Origin of the sequence: Saccharopolyspora cebuensis, from assembly GCF_039542665.1 — a bacterium.
In the GTDB taxonomy this organism is placed as follows: domain Bacteria; phylum Actinomycetota; class Actinomycetes; order Mycobacteriales; family Pseudonocardiaceae; genus Saccharopolyspora; species Saccharopolyspora cebuensis.
In genome coordinates this window covers 126,028-146,909 of the sequence record NZ_BAABII010000001.1, presented here as the reverse complement: position 1 = coordinate 146,909, position 20,882 = coordinate 126,028, and the positions used below count along the sequence as shown (strand labels likewise).

Annotated in this window: 20 protein-coding genes; 16 read left to right on the top strand and 4 right to left on the bottom strand. The window is 73.9% G+C overall.

Annotated features, from left to right (window positions below; genetic code table 11):
• Positions 1–17: 17 nt before the first annotated feature.
• The 11 genes from ABD976_RS00650 (at position 18) to ABD976_RS00600 (ending at position 12,041) form a co-directional block, all read left to right on the top strand.
• Positions 18–1,034 (top strand): DHH family phosphoesterase, encoded by a 1,017-nt coding sequence (locus ABD976_RS00650; protein WP_345355337.1) that lies wholly within the window; start codon positions 18–20, stop codon positions 1,032–1,034.
• Positions 1,035–1,119: 85 nt separating this feature from the next.
• On the top strand, positions 1,120–2,436 hold the full coding sequence (locus tag ABD976_RS00645; RefSeq protein ID WP_345355334.1) for an MATE family efflux transporter: 1,317 nt from the start codon (positions 1,120–1,122) through the stop codon (positions 2,434–2,436).
• A 469-nt stretch (positions 2,437–2,905) separates the two neighbouring features.
• Positions 2,906–3,808, top strand: a complete 903-nt coding sequence (gene truB, locus ABD976_RS00640) for a tRNA pseudouridine(55) synthase TruB (RefSeq protein WP_345355331.1) — start codon at positions 2,906–2,908, stop codon at positions 3,806–3,808.
• A gap of 59 nt (positions 3,809–3,867) precedes the next feature.
• Complete coding sequence (locus ABD976_RS00635) at positions 3,868–4,854, top strand: bifunctional riboflavin kinase/FAD synthetase (protein WP_345355328.1); 987 nt, start codon at positions 3,868–3,870, stop codon at positions 4,852–4,854.
• Positions 4,855–5,003: 149 nt separating this feature from the next.
• Positions 5,004–5,483, top strand: a complete 480-nt coding sequence (locus tag ABD976_RS00630; protein WP_345355325.1) for a helix-turn-helix domain-containing protein — start codon at positions 5,004–5,006, stop codon at positions 5,481–5,483.
• Between the two features lie 6 nt (positions 5,484–5,489).
• On the top strand, positions 5,490–6,083 hold the full coding sequence (locus tag ABD976_RS00625) for a 2'-5' RNA ligase family protein (protein WP_345355322.1): 594 nt from the start codon (positions 5,490–5,492) through the stop codon (positions 6,081–6,083).
• Between the two features lie 327 nt (positions 6,084–6,410).
• On the top strand, positions 6,411–6,680 hold the full coding sequence (rpsO, locus tag ABD976_RS00620) for a 30S ribosomal protein S15 (protein WP_345355319.1): 270 nt from the start codon (positions 6,411–6,413) through the stop codon (positions 6,678–6,680).
• A gap of 262 nt (positions 6,681–6,942) precedes the next feature.
• Entirely contained in the window at positions 6,943–9,195 is a 2,253-nt protein-coding gene (locus ABD976_RS00615) for a polyribonucleotide nucleotidyltransferase (protein ID WP_345355316.1), read from the top strand.
• 99 nt (positions 9,196–9,294) lie between these two features.
• Positions 9,295–10,635, top strand: coding sequence for a M16 family metallopeptidase (locus tag ABD976_RS00610; RefSeq protein ID WP_345355313.1), 1,341 nt, complete (start codon positions 9,295–9,297; stop codon positions 10,633–10,635).
• A gap of 180 nt (positions 10,636–10,815) precedes the next feature.
• Positions 10,816–11,574, top strand: coding sequence for a 4-hydroxy-tetrahydrodipicolinate reductase (dapB, locus tag ABD976_RS00605; RefSeq protein WP_345355310.1), 759 nt, complete (start codon positions 10,816–10,818; stop codon positions 11,572–11,574).
• Positions 11,574–12,041, top strand: coding sequence for a hypothetical protein (locus ABD976_RS00600; protein ID WP_345355307.1), 468 nt, complete (start codon positions 11,574–11,576; stop codon positions 12,039–12,041). The genes dapB and ABD976_RS00600 overlap by 1 nt, the downstream gene beginning before the upstream one ends.
• 130 nt (positions 12,042–12,171) lie before the next feature.
• On the opposite strand, the gene ABD976_RS00595 is transcribed toward ABD976_RS00600, so the two are convergent.
• Both ABD976_RS00595 and ABD976_RS00590 read right to left on the bottom strand, forming a co-directional pair.
• Positions 12,172–12,663 (bottom strand): VTT domain-containing protein, encoded by a 492-nt coding sequence (locus ABD976_RS00595; protein WP_345355304.1) that lies wholly within the window; start codon positions 12,661–12,663, stop codon positions 12,172–12,174.
• Between the two features lie 111 nt (positions 12,664–12,774).
• A complete protein-coding gene (locus tag ABD976_RS00590) occupies positions 12,775–13,335 on the bottom strand; it encodes a GNAT family N-acetyltransferase (RefSeq protein ID WP_345355301.1) in 561 nt (186 codons plus the stop codon).
• Positions 13,336–13,418: 83 nt separating this feature from the next.
• Between ABD976_RS00590 and ABD976_RS00585 the strand changes: the two genes are divergently transcribed.
• Positions 13,419–14,630 (top strand): winged helix-turn-helix domain-containing protein, encoded by a 1,212-nt coding sequence (locus ABD976_RS00585; protein ID WP_345355298.1) that lies wholly within the window; start codon positions 13,419–13,421, stop codon positions 14,628–14,630.
• An 88-nt stretch (positions 14,631–14,718) separates the two neighbouring features.
• Here ABD976_RS00585 and ABD976_RS00580 read toward each other — a convergent pair whose 3' ends face one another.
• A complete protein-coding gene (locus ABD976_RS00580; RefSeq protein ID WP_345355296.1) occupies positions 14,719–15,663 on the bottom strand; it encodes a DUF4097 family beta strand repeat-containing protein in 945 nt (314 codons plus the stop codon).
• Positions 15,664–15,742: 79 nt separating this feature from the next.
• Positions 15,743–16,294: a toxin-antitoxin system HicB family antitoxin gene (locus tag ABD976_RS00575; protein WP_345355293.1), complete on the bottom strand. Its 552-nt coding sequence runs from the start codon at positions 16,292–16,294 to the stop codon at positions 15,743–15,745.
• Between the two features lie 155 nt (positions 16,295–16,449).
• On the opposite strand from ABD976_RS00575, the gene thyX reads away from it, so the two are divergent.
• The 4 genes from thyX (at position 16,450) to ABD976_RS00555 (ending at position 20,706) form a co-directional block, all read left to right on the top strand.
• Positions 16,450–17,202 (top strand): FAD-dependent thymidylate synthase, encoded by a 753-nt coding sequence (gene thyX / locus ABD976_RS00570; protein ID WP_345355290.1) that lies wholly within the window; start codon positions 16,450–16,452, stop codon positions 17,200–17,202.
• Positions 17,203–17,280: 78 nt separating this feature from the next.
• Entirely contained in the window at positions 17,281–17,907 is a 627-nt protein-coding gene (locus ABD976_RS00565) for a TIGR03085 family metal-binding protein (protein ID WP_345355287.1), read from the top strand.
• Positions 17,908–18,046: 139 nt separating this feature from the next.
• Positions 18,047–18,991, top strand: coding sequence for a 4-hydroxy-tetrahydrodipicolinate synthase (gene dapA / locus ABD976_RS00560; RefSeq protein WP_345355284.1), 945 nt, complete (start codon positions 18,047–18,049; stop codon positions 18,989–18,991).
• Positions 18,988–20,706, top strand: a complete 1,719-nt coding sequence (locus ABD976_RS00555; RefSeq protein WP_345355281.1) for a ribonuclease J — start codon at positions 18,988–18,990, stop codon at positions 20,704–20,706. Before dapA ends, ABD976_RS00555 begins: the two co-directional genes overlap by 4 nt.
• Positions 20,707–20,882: the final 176 nt, after the last annotated feature.

Genomic DNA, 20,882 nt, shown 5'->3' with positions numbered 1-20,882 from the left:
GACGTGGAGGTGAGCCCGTGTCCGCGCAACCCGCTCCGGACCTGCTGGAGCCGGAGCTGAAGGAGGTCGCCCGGCTGCTGTCGGCGGCTTCGGACGTGACGCTGTTCGCGCACATCAACCCGGACGCCGATGCGCTGGGCAGCGCGCTGGCGCTGGGCATGGCGCTGCGCCGGGGCGGCTGCGCGGTGCGGGTGTCCTTCGGCTTCCCGGACGTGCCGCCGCGGTCGCTGCGCGACCTGGACCCGGAGGGCCTGGTGGTGCCCGCCGCCGAGGTGCCCGCCGCGGTCCCGCTGCTGGTGGTGTGCGACTCCGGCAGCCTCCAGCGCCTCGGCGGCCTCGCCGACCGGGTCGCCGCGACGGTGGCCGCCGGGGGCGAGGTCGTGGTCATCGACCACCACGTCTCCAACACCCGCTACGGCACCCGCCACCTCGTCGACGAGACGGCGGAGGCGACGGTGCTGCTGGTGCTGCGGCTGCTCGACGAGCTCGGCGCCCCGCTGGACCTGCCGATGGCCCGCTGCCTCTACGCCGGGCTGGTCACCGACACCCGCAACTTCCGGCACGCCGGGGCGCGCACGCACGCGGCGGCGGCCCGGCTGCTCGAGGCGGGGGTCGACCCGGAGGCCACCACCCGCCCGCTGCTGGACACCCACCCGTTCGGCTGGCTGTCGATGCTCTCCTCGGTGCTCGGCCGCGCGCAGCTGGAGCCCGCGGCGGCGCGCGGGCTGGGGCTGGTGCACGCCACCGTGCGGCTGACCGACGCCCGCGAGGTGGGCAGCGAGGAGGTCGACAGCGTGATCGACCTGGTGCGCACCTCGGAGGAGGCCGATGTGGCGGCGGTGCTCAAGGAGACCGCCGACGGGCGCTGGTCGGTGTCGCTGCGCTCCGATGGCGCGCTGGACGTCGGCCTGGCCGCGGCCGACTGCGGGGGCGGCGGTCACCGCCTCGCTGCCGGCTTCACCGCGGCGGGCAGCGCCGAGGACGTGCTGGCGATGCTGCGCGCAGCGCTGCGCCGGGCCCCGCTGCTGCGCTGACCGGCGCCCGGGCGCAGGCCGGAATCCTCGTCCACTTCCACCACCGGCGCGCGAGGCGAGCCGGGCGAGAACCCAGGGAGGGTCCGTGTCCGATCGGGTTTCCCCGCGGCGCGTGCTGGGGCTGGCGGTGCCCGCGCTGGGCGTGCTGGCCGCCGAACCGCTGTACGTGCTGGTCGACACCGCGGTCGTCGGCCACCTCGGAGCGGTGCCGCTGGCCGGGCTGGCGCTCGGCGGGACGCTGTTCACCCTGGTCTCGACCCAGCTGACCTTCCTGTCCTACGGCACCACCGCCCGGACCGCCCGGCTGCACGGCGCCGGCCGCCGGGCCGACGCGGTCGCGGAGGGCGTGCAGGCGACCTGGCTGGGCGTGGGCGTCGGCCTGCTGCTGTTCCTGCTGGCACAGCTCGTCGCTGAACCGGTGGCCGAGCTGCTCGCCGGTCCCGGGCCGGTGGCCGACGCGGCGGCGAGCTGGTTGCGCATCGCCCTGCTCGGCGCCCCGCTGGTGCTGATCACGATGGCGGGCAACGGCTGGATGCGCGGTGTGCAGGACACCGCCCGCCCGCTGCGCTACGTGCTCGCGGGCAACGGCGTGTCGGCGGTGCTGTGCCCGATCTTCGTCTACCCGCTGGAGCTCGGGCTGGAGGGCTCCGCGATGGCCAACCTGGTCGGCCAGACCATCGCCGCCTCGCTGTTCGTGCGCGCCCTCGTCGTCGAACGGGTGCCGCTGCGACCGCACCTGCCGACGATGCGCGCCCAGCTCGGCATGGGCCGCGACCTGGTGCTGCGCACGCTGGCCTTCCAGGTCTGCTTCCTGTCGGCGACCTCGGTCGCGGCCCGCACCGGCGCCGAGACCGCCGCCGCGCACCAGGTGGTGTGGCAGCTCTGGACGTTCCTGTCGCTGGTGCTGGACTCGCTGGCCATCGCGGCGCAGTCGCTGGTCGGTGCGGCCCTGGGCGCCGGATCGGCGCCCCGCGCCAAGTCCATCGCCCGGCAGGTGACCTGGTACGGGCTCGGGTTCGGCGCGGTGCTCGGCGTGCTGTTCGCGGCGCTGGCGGCCCCGCTGCCCGCGCTGTTCACCACCGATCCGGGCGTGCTGGCCGAGATGCCGGGGGCGTGGTGGTTCTTCGTCGCCCTGCAACCGATCGCCGGGGTGGTCTTCGCGCTCGACGGGGTGTTCCTCGGCGCCGGGGACGCGGCCTACCTGCGCACCGCCACCATGCTCAGCGCCGCGATCGGCTACCTGCCGATGATCTGGCTGTCCCTGGCGTTCGACTGGGGCCTGCCCGGCATCTGGACGGGCCTCAGCGCCTTCATGGTGCTGCGGCTCCTCACCCTGCTGCTGCGCGCCCGCTCCGGCCGCTGGGCAGTAGCAGGACCAACAACAGCGGCTGCCATGTCCTGAATTGGGACGGTGTGGTGGTCCGGTTGGCGCGCGGTGCCGGTGGCGGAACCTCAGCGGCCTTCTCGCTCCGGGAGCCACTCCTCATGTACCCACCCGTACACAGCGTCGCGGCTGTCCTCGCGAGAAGGCCGCTGAGAACCCGCGGCGGTGCCAGTTGCTTGGGTGGGGTAGTGCGGAAGCGGCTTTCGCCGCTTGCCTGGCGGCGGTCGGGCTTGGCGCGTGCGTGGGCTGGAAGCGGCTGCGCCGCTTGCCCTGGCGGTGGCTGGTCGGGTGCGTGGGGGTTTTCGAGGTGAGGGGCACCCTTGTCCGAGTTACTGGGGCAAGGGTGCCCCTCACTCACTTCACGAACGGGTGAGCGGCGCCTGAGTTGGCTCGTTCCGCCACCCGCACCGCCACGCAAAAGATCACAACACCAGCTACCCCGGGGCCTGTGCGTGGGCCTGTGAGGGCTCGGGGAGGATGGGCGCTCGTGTCCGAGCGTTCCAAGAACCGTCCGCCCGTCCCGCCGGGTCTGCTCGTCGTCGACAAGCCGTCCGGGATGACCTCGCACGACGTGGTCGCCAAGGTCCGCCGCATCATCGGCACCCGCAAGGTCGGCCACGCCGGGACCCTGGACCCGATGGCCACCGGGGTGCTCGTGCTCGGGGTGGAGCGGGCCACCAAGCTGCTCGGCCACCTCGCCCTGGACACCAAGGCGTACCTGGCCACCATCCGGCTCGGCGAGGCGACCAGCACCGACGACGCCGAGGGCGAGGTGCTGTCCGCGGCGGACGCCTCGGCGGTGCCGGAGGACGCGGTGCGCGCCGGGATCGCCGAGCTGACCGGGGAGATCCAGCAGGTGCCCAGCGCGGTCAGCGCGATCAAGGTCGACGGCAAGCGCGCCTACGAGCTGGCCCGCGCCGGGGAGTCCGTGGAGCTGGCCGCCCGCCCGGTGACGGTGTCCCGCTTCGACGTGCTGGCGCTGCGCCGCGAGGAGCGCGGCACCGAGCTGGACGTGCTGGTGGAGTGCTCCTCGGGCACCTACGTGCGGGCGCTGGCCCGCGACCTCGGCGCCGGGCTCGGCGTCGGCGGCCACCTGGCGCAGCTGCGCCGCACCCGGGTCGGCCCGTTCGGGCTGGCCACCGCCCGCACGCTGGAGCGGCTGGCCGAGGAACCGGAGCTGTCGATGGACCTGGACGCCGCGGTCGCCACGGCGTTCCCGAGGCGCGAGGTGGACCTGCGCACGGCCCGCGCGCTGTCCCACGGCCGCCCGGTGGTCGGCGCGGGGGTCGAGGGCACCTACGGCATGTTCGCCCCGGACGGCACCGCGGTCGCACTGGTCCGCGACGCGGGCGCGCAGGCCAAGCCGGTGCTGGTGATCGCGCCCGCGTGATCACCGTCGCCCCCGGTGGCGCGGCGTCGCCCCGGGACGGCGCAGTAGGGTAGCGGGTCGTGCAGCGTTGGCGCGGATTGGACCAGATTCCCGGCGGCTGGGGCCGGTGCGTGCTCACCATCGGGGTCTTCGATGGTGTGCACCGGGGCCACCAGAGGTTGATCGCGCACGCCGTGGAGCGGGCCCGCGAGCGGGGCCTGCCGTGCGTGCTGATGACCTTCGACCCGCATCCGTCCGAAGTGGTGCGGCCGGGCAGCCACCCGGCGCAGCTCACCACCTTGCGGCGGCGCGCCGAGCTCGCCGAGCAGCTCGGCGTCGACGTGTTCTTCGTGCTGCCGTTCACCCGCGAGGTCTCCCAGGTGCCCGCCGAGGAGTTCGTGCACGCGATGCTGGTGGAGCGGCTGCACGCGGCGGAGATCGTGGTGGGGGAGAACTTCACCTTCGGCCACAAGGCCGCCGGTGACATCGGGCTGCTCGCCCGGCTCGGCGAGCGCTTCGGCTTCGAGGTCGAGACCGACGCGCTGGTCTCCGGGCCGGTGCGGCGCGCCGACGATCCGGAGGGGGCGTCGGTGACGTTCTCGTCGACCTACATCCGCTCCTGCATCGACGCCGGGGACGTGACCGCGGCGGCCGCGGCGCTGGGCCGCGACCACCGGCTGGAGGGCATCGTGGTGCGCGGTGCCGGGCGCGGCGGGGCCGAGCTGGGGTTCCCGACGGCGAACCTGTCCACCCCGCCGCACGCCGCGATCCCGGCCGACGGGGTCTACGCGGCGTGGTTCACCCACCGCAGGCGCGGTTCGGCCGAGCGGGGCGAGACCTACCCGGCGGCGGTCTCGGTGGGCAGCAACCCGACGTTCTCCGGCACCGAGCGCACCGTGGAGGCCTACGTGCTCGACGTCGCCGCCGACTTCTACGGCGAGCACGTGGACCTGGACTTCGTGCGGCGGCTGCGGCCGATGGTGCGCTTCGACGGGGTCGAGCAGCTCATCGCGCAGATGCACGACGACGTCGAGCGGACCCGGCGCGTGCTGGCGGACGAGGGATGAGCCCGGTGACGCCCGAGCGCTCCGCCCGCCGGGGCGGGGCGTCCCACTCGCGCCGTCTTTCCGATTCCCGCCCGCCCGGTCCCGGTGACCTGGCAGTATTCGAACGCGAATCCACGTCCAACCGGGGTGGCGGCAGCGGGGGAGCGAAGGTGACGGAGAGCAGCAACGTCCAGCGGAACCTGGCGCTGCAGCGGCAGTGGTACGGCGAGCCGCTGGGCGACCGGGTGCGCCGGCTGGTCGTGGCCTTCCGGATCTCCCAGGCCCAGCTCGCCGAGGTCCTCGGCATCAGCGCGCCGATGCTCAGCCAGGTGATGAGCGGGCGCCGCGCCAAGATCGGCAACCCGTCGGTGCTGGCCCGGTTGGTGATGCTGGAGCGCAAGGTCCTGGTGGCCGGGGTGGTGGCCGGGGACGCCGATGCGATCAAGCAGGCGTTGGAGGACGTCCGCAGCTCGCGGCCCTCGGTCGGGCGGGACAACCTGCCGGTCAGCGAGGCGCCCGGCGAGGCCGCGGCGTGGCCGGTGCTGCGCGAGGTCGCCCGGCCCACCGAGCTGGAGGCCGCCGCCGCGCTGCTGGACGGCGACTTCCCGGCGCTGGCCGGGCTGCTGCGCCGCGCCGCCGGAGCGGACTGAGGCCCCGTGCCCGGCCCGGCGGTCCGGCCCGGCGGTGCGGGGGCCGAGCCGGTGAAGCTGTTCACCGCGCTGTGGCCGCCGCCGGAGGTGGTGGCGCACCTCGACGCGGCGCTGCGCGCGCTGGACCCGGCGCGGGTGGCCGCCGCCACCCGGGGGCTGCGCGGGTTCCGCTTCACCCCGGTCCGCCGGTGGCACCTGACGCTGTGCTTCCACGGCGAGGCCGAGCCGGGGCCGCTGGCCGCCGGGCTCGACGAGCGGGTGCCGGGGCTGGTCGCGCCGCGGCTGCGGCCGGCGGGCGCGGGCACCTTCCGGGGTGTGCTGTGGATCGGGGTGCGCCCGGTGGCGCGGGCGGACCGGTCGGCGCTGCGGGCCGCGGTGCTCGCCGCCGGGGGAGATCCGGAGCTGTTCCGGCCGCACCTCACGGTGGCGCGGTGGGCGGCGGGACGTCCGGACGCCGCGCTGACCGGGCTGCTGGCGCGCTACCGCGGCCCGGAGTGGGTCGCCGACGACCTCGGGTTGACGCGCAGTGACCAGGGGGAAAACGGTCCGGAGTACGAGATCGTGCACCGGCTCGCGGTGACGCGCCGGACCGGCGGGTAACCCCGTCGCGGGGGCACCGCCTGGTACCCTGTCCGTGGGTCCGGCTGCAGTCCGTGGTGGCCGGATACCGCTGGTGCCCCGGATTCGGCCGGAGCCCGGGTTCATCCCGAACGGGATCGCCCGCCCGAGTCCTCGGGCGGGTTCGCCGGGCCGGAGTCGCTCCGGTCCCGACCGCCCGCAGCCTACCCGGTTGTCGCGGCGCGCGGCGCGTGCCCGAAGGGCCGTTCACCGCGCCGGGTCGGGTCGGATCCCGACAGGCACCGGCCGCACCGCCCGGCCACCGCCGGGAACGGTGACCGCGGGACCGCAGAGCAAGAGGAGTCGACAGTGGCCTTGTCCACCGACGAGAAGAAGCAGATCCTGGCCGAGTACGGCGTGCACGAGGGCGACACCGGTTCTCCGGAAGCCCAGGTCGCGCTGCTCACCAAGCGGATCACCGGCCTGACCGAGCACCTCAAGCAGCACAAGCACGACCACCACTCGCGTCGTGGTCTGCTGCTGATGGTGGGTCGGCGGCGCCGGCTGCTCAACTACCTGACCAAGGTGGACATCGAACGCTACCGTTCGCTGATCCAGCGACTCGGTCTGCGTCGTTGACGAACCGCTGGGGGGAGCGGCCTCGGTCGCTCCCCCCAGCGCTCGGTCGCCCGGCGACCGGGAGAACCCGGCGGCGCGGTGGTGCCGCCACCAACCGCAGAGCGCCTACGGCGGCGGGCGGGCGTGTCCGCCGGTCCTCGGTAGTGGCTCCCGGGGAGAGCGTTTCCCGAGAGCTTCGATCGATGGCCGGCCTCGTCGGACCACGACCCTGATGCGTAGCCGTGGGCCTCGTGCACAGACGTGAACGATGAGGAGTTCAACCTTGACTGAACCGCAGTCGATCGACGAGGGCGTGTTCGAGTCGACCGCCGTGCTGGACAACGGCGAGTTCGGGACCCGGACCGTCCGCTTCGAGACCGGCCGGCTGGCCAAGCAGGCCGCCGGCAGCGTCGTCGCCTACCTCGACGACGACACCATGCTGCTGTCGGCGACCACCGCCTCCAAGCAGCCCAAGGAAAACCTCGACTTCTTCCCGCTGACGGTGGACGTCGAGGAGCGCATGTACGCCGCGGGCCGCATCCCCGGCTCGTTCTTCCGCCGCGAGGGCCGTCCCTCCACCGACGCGATCCTGACCTGCCGGCTGATCGACCGGCCGCTGCGCCCGTCCTTCGTGGACGGTCTGCGCAACGAGGTGCAGGTCGTCGTCACGGTGATGAGCCTGCGCCCCGGCGACCTCTACGACGTGCTGGCGATCAACGCCGCGTCGGCCTCCACCCAGGGTTCCGGCCTGCCGTTCTCCGGCCCGATCGGGGCCACCCGGATGGCGCTGATCGACGGCCAGTGGGTCGCGTTCCCGACCCACGAGCAGCTCGAGCGCGCGGTGTTCGACATGGTCGTGGCCGGGCGGATCGTCGGTGACGACGTGGCGATCATGATGGTCGAGGCCGAGGCCACCGAGCAGACCGTGGAGCTGGTCGACGGCGGCGCCCAGGCGCCGACCGAGGAGGTCGTGGCCGCCGGTCTGGAGGCCGCCAAGCCGTTCGTCCGCACCCTGTGCCAGGCCCAGCAGCAGCTCGCCCAGGCGGCGGGCAAGGCCACGCAGGACTTCCCGGTGTTCCCGGCCTACGCCGAGGACGCCTTCACCGCCGTCGAGCAGGCCGTTTCCGGTGAGCTCGCCGAGGCGCTGAAGATCGCGGGCAAGCAGGAGCGCGAGGCCCGGCTCGACGAGCTCAAGGCCGCGGTCCTGGACAAGGTCGGCGTCGGCGAGGGCGAGGCCTTCGAGGGCCGCGAGAAGGAGATCGGCGCCGCGTTCCGGTCGCTGAACAAGAAGCTGGTGCGGCAGCGGATCATCCGCGACCAGGTGCGCATCGACGGCCGCGGCCTGACCGACATCCGCGACCTGTCCGCCGAGATCGGCGTGGTCCCGCGGGCGCACGGCTCGGCGCTGTTCGAGCGCGGCGAGACCCAGATCCTGGGCGTGTCCACGCTGAACATGCTGCGCCTGGAGCAGACCATCGACTCGTTGTCCCCGGAGACGACGAAGCGGTACATGCACCACTACAACTTCCCGCCGTACTCGACCGGTGAGACCGGCCGGGTGGGCAGCCCGAAGCGGCGCGAGATCGGCCACGGCGCGCTGGCCGAGCGCGCGCTGATGCCGGTGCTGCCGTCGCGGGAGCAGTTCCCCTACGCGATCCGGCAGGTCTCCGAGGCGCTGGGGTCCAACGGCTCCACCTCGATGGGTTCGGTCTGCGCCTCGACGCTGTCCCTGCTCAACTCCGGTGTGCCGCTCAAGGCCCCGGTGGCGGGCATCGCGATGGGCCTGGTCTCCGACGTGGTCGACGGCCAGACCCACTACGTCGCGATGACCGACATCCTCGGTGCCGAGGACGCCTTCGGCGACATGGACTTCAAGGTCGCGGGCACCCGGGACTTCGTGACCGCGCTGCAGCTCGACACCAAGCTGGACGGCATCCCGTCCGAGGTGCTGGCCCAGGCCCTCGGCCAGGCCCGGGACGCGCGGTTCACCATCCTGGACGTGATGGCCGAGGCCATCGGCAAGCCGGACGAGATGAGCCCGCACGCGCCGCGGGTCACCTCCATCTCCATCCCGGTCGACAAGATCGGCGAGGTCATCGGGCCGAAGGGCAAGATGATCAACTCGATCACCGAGGAGACCGGCGCCGAGATCACCATCGAGGACGACGGCACCATCTACGTCGGCGCCGCCGACGGTCCGTCCGCCGAGGCCGCGATCGACAAGATCAACGCCATCGCCAACCCGCAGCTCCCGAAGGTCGGCGAGCGCTTCCTGGGCACCGTGGTCAAGACCGCGGCCTTCGGCGCGTTCGTCTCGCTGCTGCCGGGCAAGGACGGCCTGGTGCACATCTCCAAGCTGGGCAACGGCAAGCGCATCGGCAAGGTCGAGGACGTGGTCAACGTCGGCGACAAGCTGCGCGTGGAGATCGCCGACATCGACAGCCGCGGCAAGATCAGCCTGGTGCCGGTCGACGAGGACGAGTCCGCCGACCAGGCCCCGGCCGAGGAGAAGGCCGAGTCGGGCGCCGAGCAGTGATCCCGCGGCCCGCCCGCACCTGACGACGCGGCCCGTCCCGGAGCTCTCCGGGGCGGGCCGCACCGCTGCGCCCCCGCTGTCGAGCGAAACCGAAGGACGATGAAGCAGAACCAGAGCCGCCCCGGGCACCTCCAGCGGACCGGCACCACCCGGGTCCTCGGACGCACCAGCGGCGGCGCGGTCCGCCGCACCGTGCTGCCGGGCGGGCTGCGGGTGGTCACCGAACCCGTGGCCGGGGTCCGCTCGGCCTCGGTCGGGATCTGGGTCGGGGTCGGCTCCCGCGACGAGACCCGGCAGCAGGCCGGTGCCGCGCACTACCTGGAGCACCTGCTGTTCAAGGGCACCGCCAAGCGGTCGGCGGTGGACATCGCGCAGGAGGTCGACGCGGTCGGCGGTGAGCTCAACGCGTTCACCAGCAAGGAGCACACCTGCTACTTCGCGCACGTGCTCGACGAGGACCTGCCGCTGGCCGTGGACGTGCTCTGCGACGTGGTCTTCGACGCGGTCAACGCGGCCACCGACGTCGAGGTGGAGCGCAGCGTGGTCCTGGAGGAGATCGCGATGCGCGACGACGATCCCGAGGACCTGCTGCACGAGGAGTTCACCTCGGCGCTGCTGGGCGACCACCCGCTCGGGCGCTCCGTGCTGGGCAGCGAGGAGTCCATCTCGGCGATGACCCGCAACCGGGTCCACGGCTTCTACCGGCGCAGCTACGCGATGCCGAAGATGGTGGTGTCGGTGGCGGGCAACGTCGAGCACGGCCGGGTGCTGCGGCTGGTGCGCAAGGCGCTGGGCGGGCGGCTCGACGGCGAGATCGCGCCGGAGGCGCCGCGCACCGGGCGGACCAGGCTGCCGCGGCAGCGCCCGCTGGCGCTGCGCACCGACGACACCGAGCAGGCGCACCTGCTGGTCGGCTGCCGGGGCTACGACCGGCACGACGAGCGCCGGTTCCCGCTGGGCGTGCTCAACGCGGCGCTCGGCGGCGGGATGAGCTCGCGCCTGTTCCAGGAGATCCGGGAGCAGCGCGGGCTGGCCTACTCCGTCTACTCCAGCACCGGTGCCTACGCCGACACCGGGATGTTCTCGGTCTACGCGGGCTGCACCCCGGAACGGCTCGGCGAGGTCTCGGCGGTGATCCGCGAGGTGCTCGCCGAGGTCGCCGCCGACGGGCTCGGCGAGGACGAGGTCGCCCGCGGCAAGGGGCAGCTCCGGGGCGGCCTGGTGCTCGGCCTGGAGGACTCCGCGGCGCGGATGAGCCGCATCGGCAAGAGCGAGCTGAACTACGGCAGGCACTACAGCGTCGAGGAGACCCTGGAGCGGATCGAGGCGGTGACGCCCGAGGACGTCGCGGAGCTGGCCGCCGACCTGCTGCGGCGACCGCTCACCACCGCGGTCGTGGGGCCCTACGAGCACCCCGACGACCTCCCACCCGGGATCTGACCACCCACGCAGGTGATCTCCTGCCAGGTGAGGGGCACCTTCATCCGACATAGCCGGATGAAGGTGCCCCCCACTCATGACCCGCGCGGGTGAAGGTGCCCGCATCGCCGCACCGCCGCGAGCTGCTCGGGCGGCGGTCCTTAGACTGCCGGGCAGCACCGAGCAGGGAGGTATCCGCACGTGAACTCGTCAGCTCCGATCAAGGTCGGCGTTCTCGGCGCCCGCGGCCGGATGGGGTCGGAGGCGGTGCGCGCCGTCGAGGAGGCCGTCGACACCGAGCTGGCCGCCGCGCTGAACCGGGAGGACCCGCTGTCGGGTCTGGTGCACGCGGGGGTCCAGGTCGCCGTGGAGCTGACCCACCCCGACTCCGCGCTGGCCAACGTCGAGTTCTGCGTCGACCACGGCATCCACGTCGTGGTGGGCACCAGCGGCCTGGGCACCGAGGAGCTGGACGCGATCCGCGCCCGGCTCGCCGAACGCCCCGGCGTCGGCGTGCTGGTGGCGCCGAACTTCGCGATCGGCGCGGTGCTGTCGATGCGGTTCGCCGAGCTCGCCGCCCGGTTCTTCGAGTCGGCGGAGATCGTCGAGCTGCACCACCCGAAGAAGGCCGACGCCCCTTCGGGCACCGCCGCGCGCACCGCGCAGGTCATCGGGCGGGCGCGGGCCGACGCCGAGCTGGACCCGATGCCGGACGCCACCACCAAGGAGTTCGACGGGGCGCGGGGCGCCGACGTCGACGGGGTGCCGGTGCACTCGGTCCGGATGGCCGGGCTGGTCGCGCACCAGGAGGTGCTGTTCGGCACCGAGGGCGAGACGCTGACCATCCGGCACGACTCCTACGACCGCCGCTCCTTCATGCCCGGCGTGCTGCTCGGCGTGCGGGAGATCGGCTCCCGGCCCGGGCTGACCGTGGGGCTCGACCCGCTGCTGGGGCTGTGATGGCCGAGCGGCGGCGCTGGCTCAACGCGCGGGGCGCGGCGTTCCTGATCGCCGCGGCGCTGCTGGTCTACCTGGTGGTGATGGGCGGCCGGGCGATCACCATGATCAGCAGCGGGCAGCCGGTGTTCCTCGCGCTGGGCCTGGCGATCCTGGTGTTCCCCGTGCTCGGCGCGGTGCTGGTGGCCGACCAGCTCCGCTTCGGGGCGAGCACCGAACGGCTGGCGCGGCGGCTGCACGACGCCGACGAGCTGCCCGACGTCTCGCACCTGCCCACCCGCCCGTCCGGCCGGGTGGAACGGGAAGCGGCCGACGCCTGGTTCGACGAGAAGCAGGCCGAGCTCGAAGCCGCCCCGCAGGACTGGCGCCGCTGGTTCGCCCTCGCGCAGGCCTACGACCTCGCCGGTGACCGCAACCGGGGCCGCAAGGCGATGCGCCGCGCCATCGACCTGGAACGCACCGACCGCTGACCCCACCCACCGACGGGTGAACGCCCGAGCGACCCGGGCCCCGGTTCACCCGGACGGGACGTAGGTGAGGGGCACCCTTGTCCAAGTAACTCGGGCAAGGGTGCCCCTCACTCAGTTCACGGGCGGGTGATCAGAGCCAGGTGCCGACGAGACCCGGGGCGGCGGCGAGCACGCCGAAGCGGACGAACCGGCCGGTGAAGCCCGCCAGGAGGAAGGTGCTCAGCGGCACCTTGGCGATCCCGGCGCCGATCGCGACCGCGGCGAACGGCGGCAGGCTGGCCGTGGCGCTGATCAGCAGCACCCCGCCGGTCCAGAGGGGCCGTTGGCGGCACGTCGCGCGGAAGCGCTGCATCCAGTCCCGCCAGCGCCCGGGGCGCTGCTCCCGGTCGGCGCGGCGGCGCAGCACCTTCGGCAACCGGATGGCGCCGCGCGCGGCGTAGAAGTGCAGCAGCTTCCCGCCGATCTGGCCGGTGGCGATCACCAGCGCCAGCACCCACCACGGGATCTCGGGCCCCTTGAGCAGCAACCCGACGACGAACAGCTCGATGCTGATCAACGGCAGCAGGGCCGAGGCCACCGACACACCGAAGGTGGTGGAGAGCAGTCCGATCACGGTCAGCACGGTCGTCCCCCAGAACGTCCGGACGAGCGATCCGCGTGGGCGGCGGTGCCGCGGGGCGCGGTGCGGCCGACCCTAGCAGTCCCCGTCCGGGCACGTGCGGTCGCCGCGGCGTCACGCCAGGTCGAGTTCGAGGTCGAGCGGACCGGAAAACCGCAGCTCGCGCAGGGGGCGTCCGGCGGCGTCGAGGGTCCGCACGGTGCCGTCCGGCGCCCAGCCCGCCCCCCGGAAGAAGGACGTCGTGGCCTGGTCCGCCTCGGCCACCCACGCGATCCCGCGCGTCGCGCCGTCCCGACCGAGCTGCTGGGCGAGCCGGACCAGCAGCCGACCGCCGTGCCCGCGCCGCCCCCACCTCGGCTCGACCAGCACGGTGCCGACCAGGGCGACCGAGCCGGCGTCCGGCGGGGCGGACCCGTCGGCGGACGCGGACTCCTCGGCCGGTGCCGGACCGCCCGCGGCGAAGCCGACCGGCTGGCCGCCCTCCTCGGCGACGAGCACGGTGACCGGCCCGTCGACCGCCTCGCGCCACCGGGCCTCGGCCGCGCCGACGTCCAGCTCCGCCACGACGGACGGCGGCAGCAGGTCGGCGTAGGCGGTCCGCCAGGTCGCCAGCTGGAGCCGGGCGATGTCGGCGGCATCGGAAGGGGTCGCGTCGCGCACGTCGGCGTCGGCCATGCCCCCCAACCTAACGTGCCGGTCCGGGCACGCGGTGACACCACCGGGCCAGGACTGTCGGAGGTCGCTGGCACCATCGAGGCGTGCAGACGATGAGCGCCGACGCCGCCCGCCGCACCGCGCTGGCCGCGCAGGGCTTCGCCGATCCGCGCCCGGCGGGCGAGGTGGGCAGGCGGCAGTTGCGGCGGGTGCTGGGGCGGATCAAGCTGCTCCAGCTCGACTCGGTCAACGTCGCGGTCCGGGCGCACTACATGCCGCTGTTCAGCAGGCTCGGCGGCTACCCGGCGGAGCTGGTCGACGACGCGGCCTGGACGCACCGGGCCCGGCGGCCCCGGCTGCTCGTCGAGTACTGGGCGCACGAGGCGTCGCTGGTGCCGGTGGAGGACTGGCCGCTGCTGCGCTGGCGGATGCGGGAGTACGGCGGGTCGTGGCGCAAGCGCGGTCGCGAACTGCTGGAGCGCTCGCCGGCGCTGGTGGACGACGTGCTCGCGGCGGTCAAGGAGCTCGGGCCGGTCGGGGCCGGGGCGCTGGAGCGCGAGCTGGGGGAGCAGCGCGGCAGCCGGGGGCCCTGGTGGGACCGCAGCGACACCAAGCGGGCCTGCGAGCTGCTGTTCGCGATGGGCGCGTTGACCACGGGCGCCCGGCGCGGCTTCGAACGGCTCTACGACCTGCCGGAACGGGTGCTGCCACCGCACGTGCTCGGCAGCGAACCGGAGGACGAGGACGCGATCCGGGGGCTGGTGGAGCGGTCGGCGCAGGCGTTGGGGGTGGCCACCGAACCGGACCTGCGGGACTACTACCGGCTCGATCCCGCGCGCAGCAGGCGGGCGGTCGCCGAGCTGGTCGAGTCCGGGGCGCTGGAGCCGGTGTCGGTGCGCGGCTGGAGCCAGCCCGCCTACCTGCACGAGTCCGCGCGGACCCCGCGCCGGATCACCGGCCGCGCGCTGCTGTCCCCGTTCGACCCGCTGATCTGGGAGCGGTCCCGCGCCGAGCGGCTGTTCGGCTTCCGGTACCGCATCGAGATCTACGTGCCGGAGGCCAAGCGCCGGTACGGCTACTACGTCTTCCCGTTCCTGCTCGACGGCGAGCTGGTGGCCCGGGCGGACCTCAAGGCCGATCGCGCCGCCGGGGTGCTGCGGGTGCCCGGTGCGTTCGCCGAGCCGGGGCGGGACCGCGACGAGGTGGCCACCGAGCTCGCCGGTGCGCTGCGCGACATGGCCGGGTGGCTGGGCCTGTCCGGCGTGCGGGTCGGGGACCGCGGCGACCTCGCCGCCCCGCTGCGCGCCCGCGTCTGAACCAGGTGAGGGGCACCTCCATCCGACTGTGCCCGATGAAGGTGCTCCTCACCCGAGCGGCGCATCCGCAGGCCGGCGGCGGTAGCGGTCACACGGCGCGGGTCAGGGTCGCGTCGCCGTTGCCGGTGCGGGCGAACACCCGCAGGCCCGGTTCGGTGGCCGGTGGCTCGTCGGTCACGTCGAGGTCGCTGGTCGCCGAGCCGGTGGAGGAGGTCAGGTCGACCTCCGCCGCGACGCCGCGCCGCAGCGAGACGACGACCTCGCCGGACCCGGTGATCAGCTCGACCTCGCCCCCGGCGGCGTCGGCGACCGCGATGTCCCCGCTGCCCGAGCGCACCAGCACGTCGGCGGACACGCTGCCCAGCCACACCGCGCCGCTGCCGGTGGCCACGGTCGAGGCGCCTTCGACGGCGGCGATCTCGACGTCACCGCTGCCGCTGCGCGCCTGCACCCCCGCCGCCATGGTGCCGAGCCGCAGCGGGCCCGATCCGCTGCGCACGTTGGCCCGGTCGGCGGCGTGCGCGATGGCCACCGCACCCGATCCCCCCTGCACCGAGACCCGGCCCGCGACGCCGGTGACGGTGACCTCGCCGGCCCCGGTGTGCAGGGTGATCTCGGAGTCCTGCGGCGCCTGGACCCGCACCGCCAGCGGGACGCCGCGCAGCGGTGAGGTGGTGGGGGTGCGGACGGCGAGCCGGTTGCCCGCCAGGTCGATCCGGGTGCGGCGCACGGCTTCCTCGACGGGTTGGGCGCGGGCGTCGGCGAGCGGTCCGGAGTCGCCGAACTGGTCGCTGACCCAGTTCAGCAGCCCGGACAGCCCGGCGCGCCAGTCCGGGAGGGCGGGTCCCGCGTCGTGCCGGACCTCGACGTGGGTGGTGGTGGTGTCGGACAGCTCGACCACCACCGGGCCGAGGCCGTTGCCGATGTCGACCGTGATCGGGCCCGGGGTGTCGAAGTCCTGCCTGCGGACCAGCTCCGCCGGTCCTCCTGCGCTGCCGGTCGGGTCGTCGGCGGATCCGGGGTTCGAGGTCATGGTCGCCTCCTGGGTGCCTGTGGGCGGGTGGCGGTGTCGCCGGTGGTCTGCGCGGCGGGCGCTGCTGCGGTCGGGCGGGTCAGTCCTGCACCCAGCCGCGGACGCGCGAGCCGCCGGCGCCGGGCCAGCCGCCGTGCCGCGGTCCGCCGCGTCCGCCCTGCGGACGGCCGGGCCGGGAGTGCTGCTCCCACCGCCCGCGCCCGCCTTGCAGCGCGCCCTGCACCGCCTGGGCGACCCACGTGTTGAGCGACACGCCCTGCGTCGAGGCGGCGTGCTCGGCTTGGCCCTTGATCTCGTCGAGCAGGCGCAGGGTGATGCGGCTGATGTCACCGCCGTCCACGGGCGGCGGCGGAGGCGGCGGTTCGGCACCGGACTCGTCGGCCTGGCCGCCGGTGCCGCTGACCGCCACCCGGACGTCGCGCCCGGCGAGGCGGAGGTCGACGACCTGGCCGTCGAGGTGCGCGGTGACCTCGGCGGCCAGGTCGGACAGCGCGTTCATGATGGCCAGCCGGGCCGCGGGCTCGATCGCGCCGGAGAGCACCGCCGCGGTCTGCCGGGTCTGCTCGTCGCCGGCGGAGGCCGCCGAGTTGAGGTCGTCGCGGAGCTGGTCGATGTAGGGAGTCAGATCCATGGCGTCACTATGGCGTCATCCGCGGCGTCGCGCAACCGGGCGGCTGGCGTCGTGCGGTGCCGACGGGGTCGGCGGTTACGCTCGACAGCCGCAAGGGGGAGACGCCCGCGGCGGCCGGAGCGCCACCGCGACCAGCAGGAAAGGGGACCGCCCGCGTGACCGAGATCGTGCGGCCGAAGGTGCAGCTCATCGGCAAGACCGAGTTCTTCCCGCCGGAAGACGTGGCCTGGTCGACCGACGCCGACGGCGGGCAGGCGCTGGCCGAGTTCGCCGGACGCGCGTGCTACCAGTCCTGGAACAAGCCCAACCCGGCCACCGCCACCAACGCCGGCTACCTGCGGCACATCCTGGAGGTGGGCCACCTCTCCGTGCTGGAGCACGGGACGGTGTCGTTCTACCTGACCGGGATGTCCCGCTCGCTCACCCACGAGCTGATCCGGCACCGGCACTTCTCCTACTCGCAGCTCTCCCAGCGCTACGTGCCCGAGCGCGACGCCGCGATGGTCGAGCCCGACGTCATCGCCGAGGACCCGGAGCTGCACGCGAAGTTCGTCGCGGCCACCGAGGCCAGCGTCGCGGCCTACACCGAGCTGCTGGGCGCGTTGCAGGAGAAGTTCGCCGACGAGCCGAAGGCCACGCTGCGCCGCAAGCAGGCCCGGCAGGCCGCCCGTTCGGTGCTGCCCAACGCCACCGAGACCCGGATCGTGGTCTCCGGCAACTACCGCGCCTGGCGGCACTTCATCGCGATGCGCGCCAGCGAGCACGCCGACGTGGAGATCCGCGCGCTGGCCATCGAGTGCCTGCGCCAGCTCCAGAAGAACGTGGCCAACGTGTTCAGCGACTTCGAGATCACCGCGCTCAAGGACGGCAGCGAGGTCGCCTCCAGCCCGTACGTCACCGAGGGCTGACCGCCGCGGCGGGCGCGTCGTGGCGGCGCGCCCGCCCGGTTCCGCCCCGATCGGCGCCGCGACCACTAGAGTGGGTCCATGGGTGTGGCGAGCGATGAGCGTGCGCAGTTGTGCGATCTGTTCGACCGGGTCGGGCCGGACGCCCCGACGTTGTGCGAGGGGTGGAGCACCCGGGACCTGGCCGTGCACCTCGTGGTGCGGGAGCGGCGACCGGACGCGCTGGCCGGGCGGCTGGTGAAGAAGCTGGCCGAGCGCGGCGAGCGGATCGAGTCCGAGCTGCGCGCGCTGCCGTGGCCGGAGCTGGTCGGCCAGGTGCGCCAGGGGCCGCCGAAGTGGAACCCGATGGGCCTGTCCGGTGTCGACGAGGCGGCCAACACCGCGGAGTTCTTCGTCCACCACGAGGACGTGCGCCGCGCCCAGCCCGGCTGGGAGCCGCGGCCGGCGGACCCGGCGCGGGACGAAGCGCTGTGGCGGTCGCTGAGCCGGATGGCGAAGGTGTTCTACGGGCGCAGCCCGGTCGGCGTGGTGCTGCGCCGCCCGGACGGCACCGAGATCGCCGCCAAGCGGGGGCCGCGCACGATCCGCATCCTCGGCGAGCCCGGCGAGCTCCTGCTGCACGCGTTCGGCCGCGCGCAGACGCGGGTGACCTTCGAGGGCAGCGACGCCGACGTGCTCGCGGTGGAGGACCTGCGGCGGCACCTGTAGCGGAAATCCCGCGTTCCGGTTCGAGCGCGGGCCGGAAGATCGACCGCCTCGGCGGCCCCGCGCCCGAGGGTTTCCGCCGTCCGCGGCGAAGGCCGTCCAGGCGTCCTGACCAGTGCCGGGCCAAGGTAGCGTCAGGGGCATGACCGACTGCCCCACCGCCGCCCCGGGCCGCCCGTTCGGCCGCGTCCTGACCGCGATGGTCACGCCGTTCGACGAGGACGGGAAACTGGACGTGCGGCTGGCGCAGGAGTTGGCCGCGTACCTGGTCGACAGCATCGGCAACGACGGCCTGGTGGTCAACGGCACCACCGGGGAGAGCCCCACCACCACCGACGACGAGAAGCAGCGCCTGCTGCGCGCCGTCGTGGAGGCGGTGGGCGACCGCGCGACCGTGGTGGCCGGCGCCGGGACCAACAACACCGAGCACTCGGTGGAGCTCGCGCGCGACGCGCAGCGCGCCGGGGCGCACGGGCTGCTGGTGGTGACGCCGTACTACTCGCGCCCGCCGCAGGAGGGGCTGCTCCAGCACTTCCGGGCGGTCGCCGACGCGACCGAGCTGCCGGTGATGCTCTACGACATCCCGCCGCGCTCGGTCGTGCCGATCCAGGTCGACACCCTCAAGCGCCTCGCCGAGCACCCCCGCATCCGGGCGGTCAAGGACTCCAAGCACGACCTGCTCGCGGGCAGCGAGGCGATGGCCTCGACCGACCTGGCGTACTACTCCGGCGAGGACCCGCTGAACCTGCCGTGGCTGTCGGTGGGCGCGGTCGGGTTCGTCAGCGTCATCGGGCACATCGTCGGCGACCGGTTGCGCCGGATGCTCGACGCCCACGAGAGCGGCGACATCACCACGGCCCGCGAGGTCCACAACGGACTCCTGCCGGTGTACCGGGCGATGAACGGCGTCGGCGGCGTCATCTTCGCCAAGACCGCGATGCGGCTGTGCGGTTACGAGACCGGCCAGCCCCGGCTCCCGCTGCCCGAGGCGACCGAGGAGCAGGTCCGGTTGATCACCAGCGACCTGTGGGATGCTGGACTGGTCCTGGTCAATCCGGATGCCGCAGCAGAGGTGAACCAGCTTTGAGCGAACAGACGACCACCGAGCGTCACCCCGCGAAGCCGACGTCGGCGCCACCGCCGCCGCTGGCCGGGGGCGGTCTCCGGGTCGTCGCCCTCGGCGGGATCGGCGAGGTCGGCAGGAACATGACCGTCTTCGAGTTCGGCGGCCGCCTCCTGGTCGTGGACTGCGGGGTGCTGTTCCCCGAGGACGACGCCCCCGGCGTGGACCTGATCCTGCCGGACTTCGGCGCCATCGAGGACCGGCTCGACGACATCGACGCCCTGGTGCTCACCCACGGGCACGAGGACCACATCGGCGCGGTGCCGTTCCTGCTGAAGATGCGCCCGGACCTGCCGGTCGTCGGCTCCCGGTTCACCCTCGCGCTGCTGGCCGCCAAGTGCCGCGAGCACCGGCTGAACCCGGAGCTGATCGAGGTCGCCGAGGGCCAGCGCAGCACGCACGGCCAGTTCGACCTGGAGTTCTTCTCGGTCAACCACTCGATCCCGGACGCGCTGGCGCTGGCGGTGCGCACCCCGGCGGGCGTGGTGCTGCACACCGGCGACATCAAGCTCGACCAGCTCCCGCTGGACGGCAGGCTGACCGACCTGGCCGGGTTCTCCCGGCTCGGCGACGAGGGCGTCGACCTGTTCCTGGTCGACTCCACCAACGCCGAGGTCCCCGGGTTCGTCACCCCGGAGCGCGAGATCGGGCCGGTGCTCGACGGCGTGATCGGCAAGGCGACGCAGCGGGTGATCGTGGCGTGCTTCGCCAGCCACGTGCACCGCGTGCAGCAGGTGTTCGACGTCGCCCAGGCGCACGGGCGCAAGGTGTGCCTGGTGGGCCGGTCGATGGTCCGCAACATGGGCATCGCCGCCGAGCTCGGCCTGCTCCAGGTGCCCGACGGGCTGCTCGTCGAGCTCGACGAGGCGCTGGAGCGGCCGGAGCACGAGGTCGTGTTCGTCTCGACCGGCTCCCAGGGCGAGCCGCTGTCCGCGCTGTCCCGGATGGCCCGCGGCGAGCACAAGCAGATCAAGGTCCGCGCCGGGGACACCGTGGTGCTGGCCAGCTCGCTGATCCCGGGCAACGAGACCGCGGTGTTCGGCGTGGTCAACGGGCTGGTCCGGCTGGGCGCCGAGGTGGTGCACCAGGGCGGCGCGAAGGTCCACGTCTCCGGGCACGCCTCGGCGGGCGAGCTGCTCTACCTCTACAACGCGGTGCGGCCCAGCAACGTGATGCCGGTGCACGGCGAGTGGCGCCACCTGCGGGCGAACGCCGAGCTGGCCACCCTGACCGGGGTGCCCGCCGACCGGGTGGTGATCGCCGAGGACGGCGTCGTGGTGGACATGATCGACGGCATCGCCGCGATCGCCGGGCGGCTCGAGGTCGGGCACGTCTACGTGGACGGGCTGTCGGTCGGCGACGTCGGCGAGTCGACGCTGTCGGACCGGCTGGTGCTCGGCGAGGGCGGGTTCATCTCGATCACGGTGGTGGTGGACACCGCCACCGGCCGCGCGGTGTCGGCGCCGACGCTGTCCGGGCGCGGGTTCTCCGACGATCCCAAGGCGCTGGACGAGGTCGTGCCGCTGGTGGAGATGGAGCTGGCCCGCACCGAGGCCGAGGGGATCACCGACACGCACCGCATCGCCCAGGCGGTCCGCCGGGTGGTCGGCCGCTGGGTGGCCGGGGCCTACCGCAGGCGCCCGATGATCGTGCCCAACGTGGTCCCGGTCGACGCCTGATCACCCAGTCGCGCGGCTGATCGTGGTCGCCCGACCAGGTAGTTGATCACGAGACGTCGTGATCGCCTGCTCGAACGGGTGGATGACGAACACGTTGGCGGGACACGGCAGGCCCGCTCGGGTGGCCGCTGCGAGGGTGGAGTGCGCCGACCCGGAGGGCGCAGCCCCCAGGATCG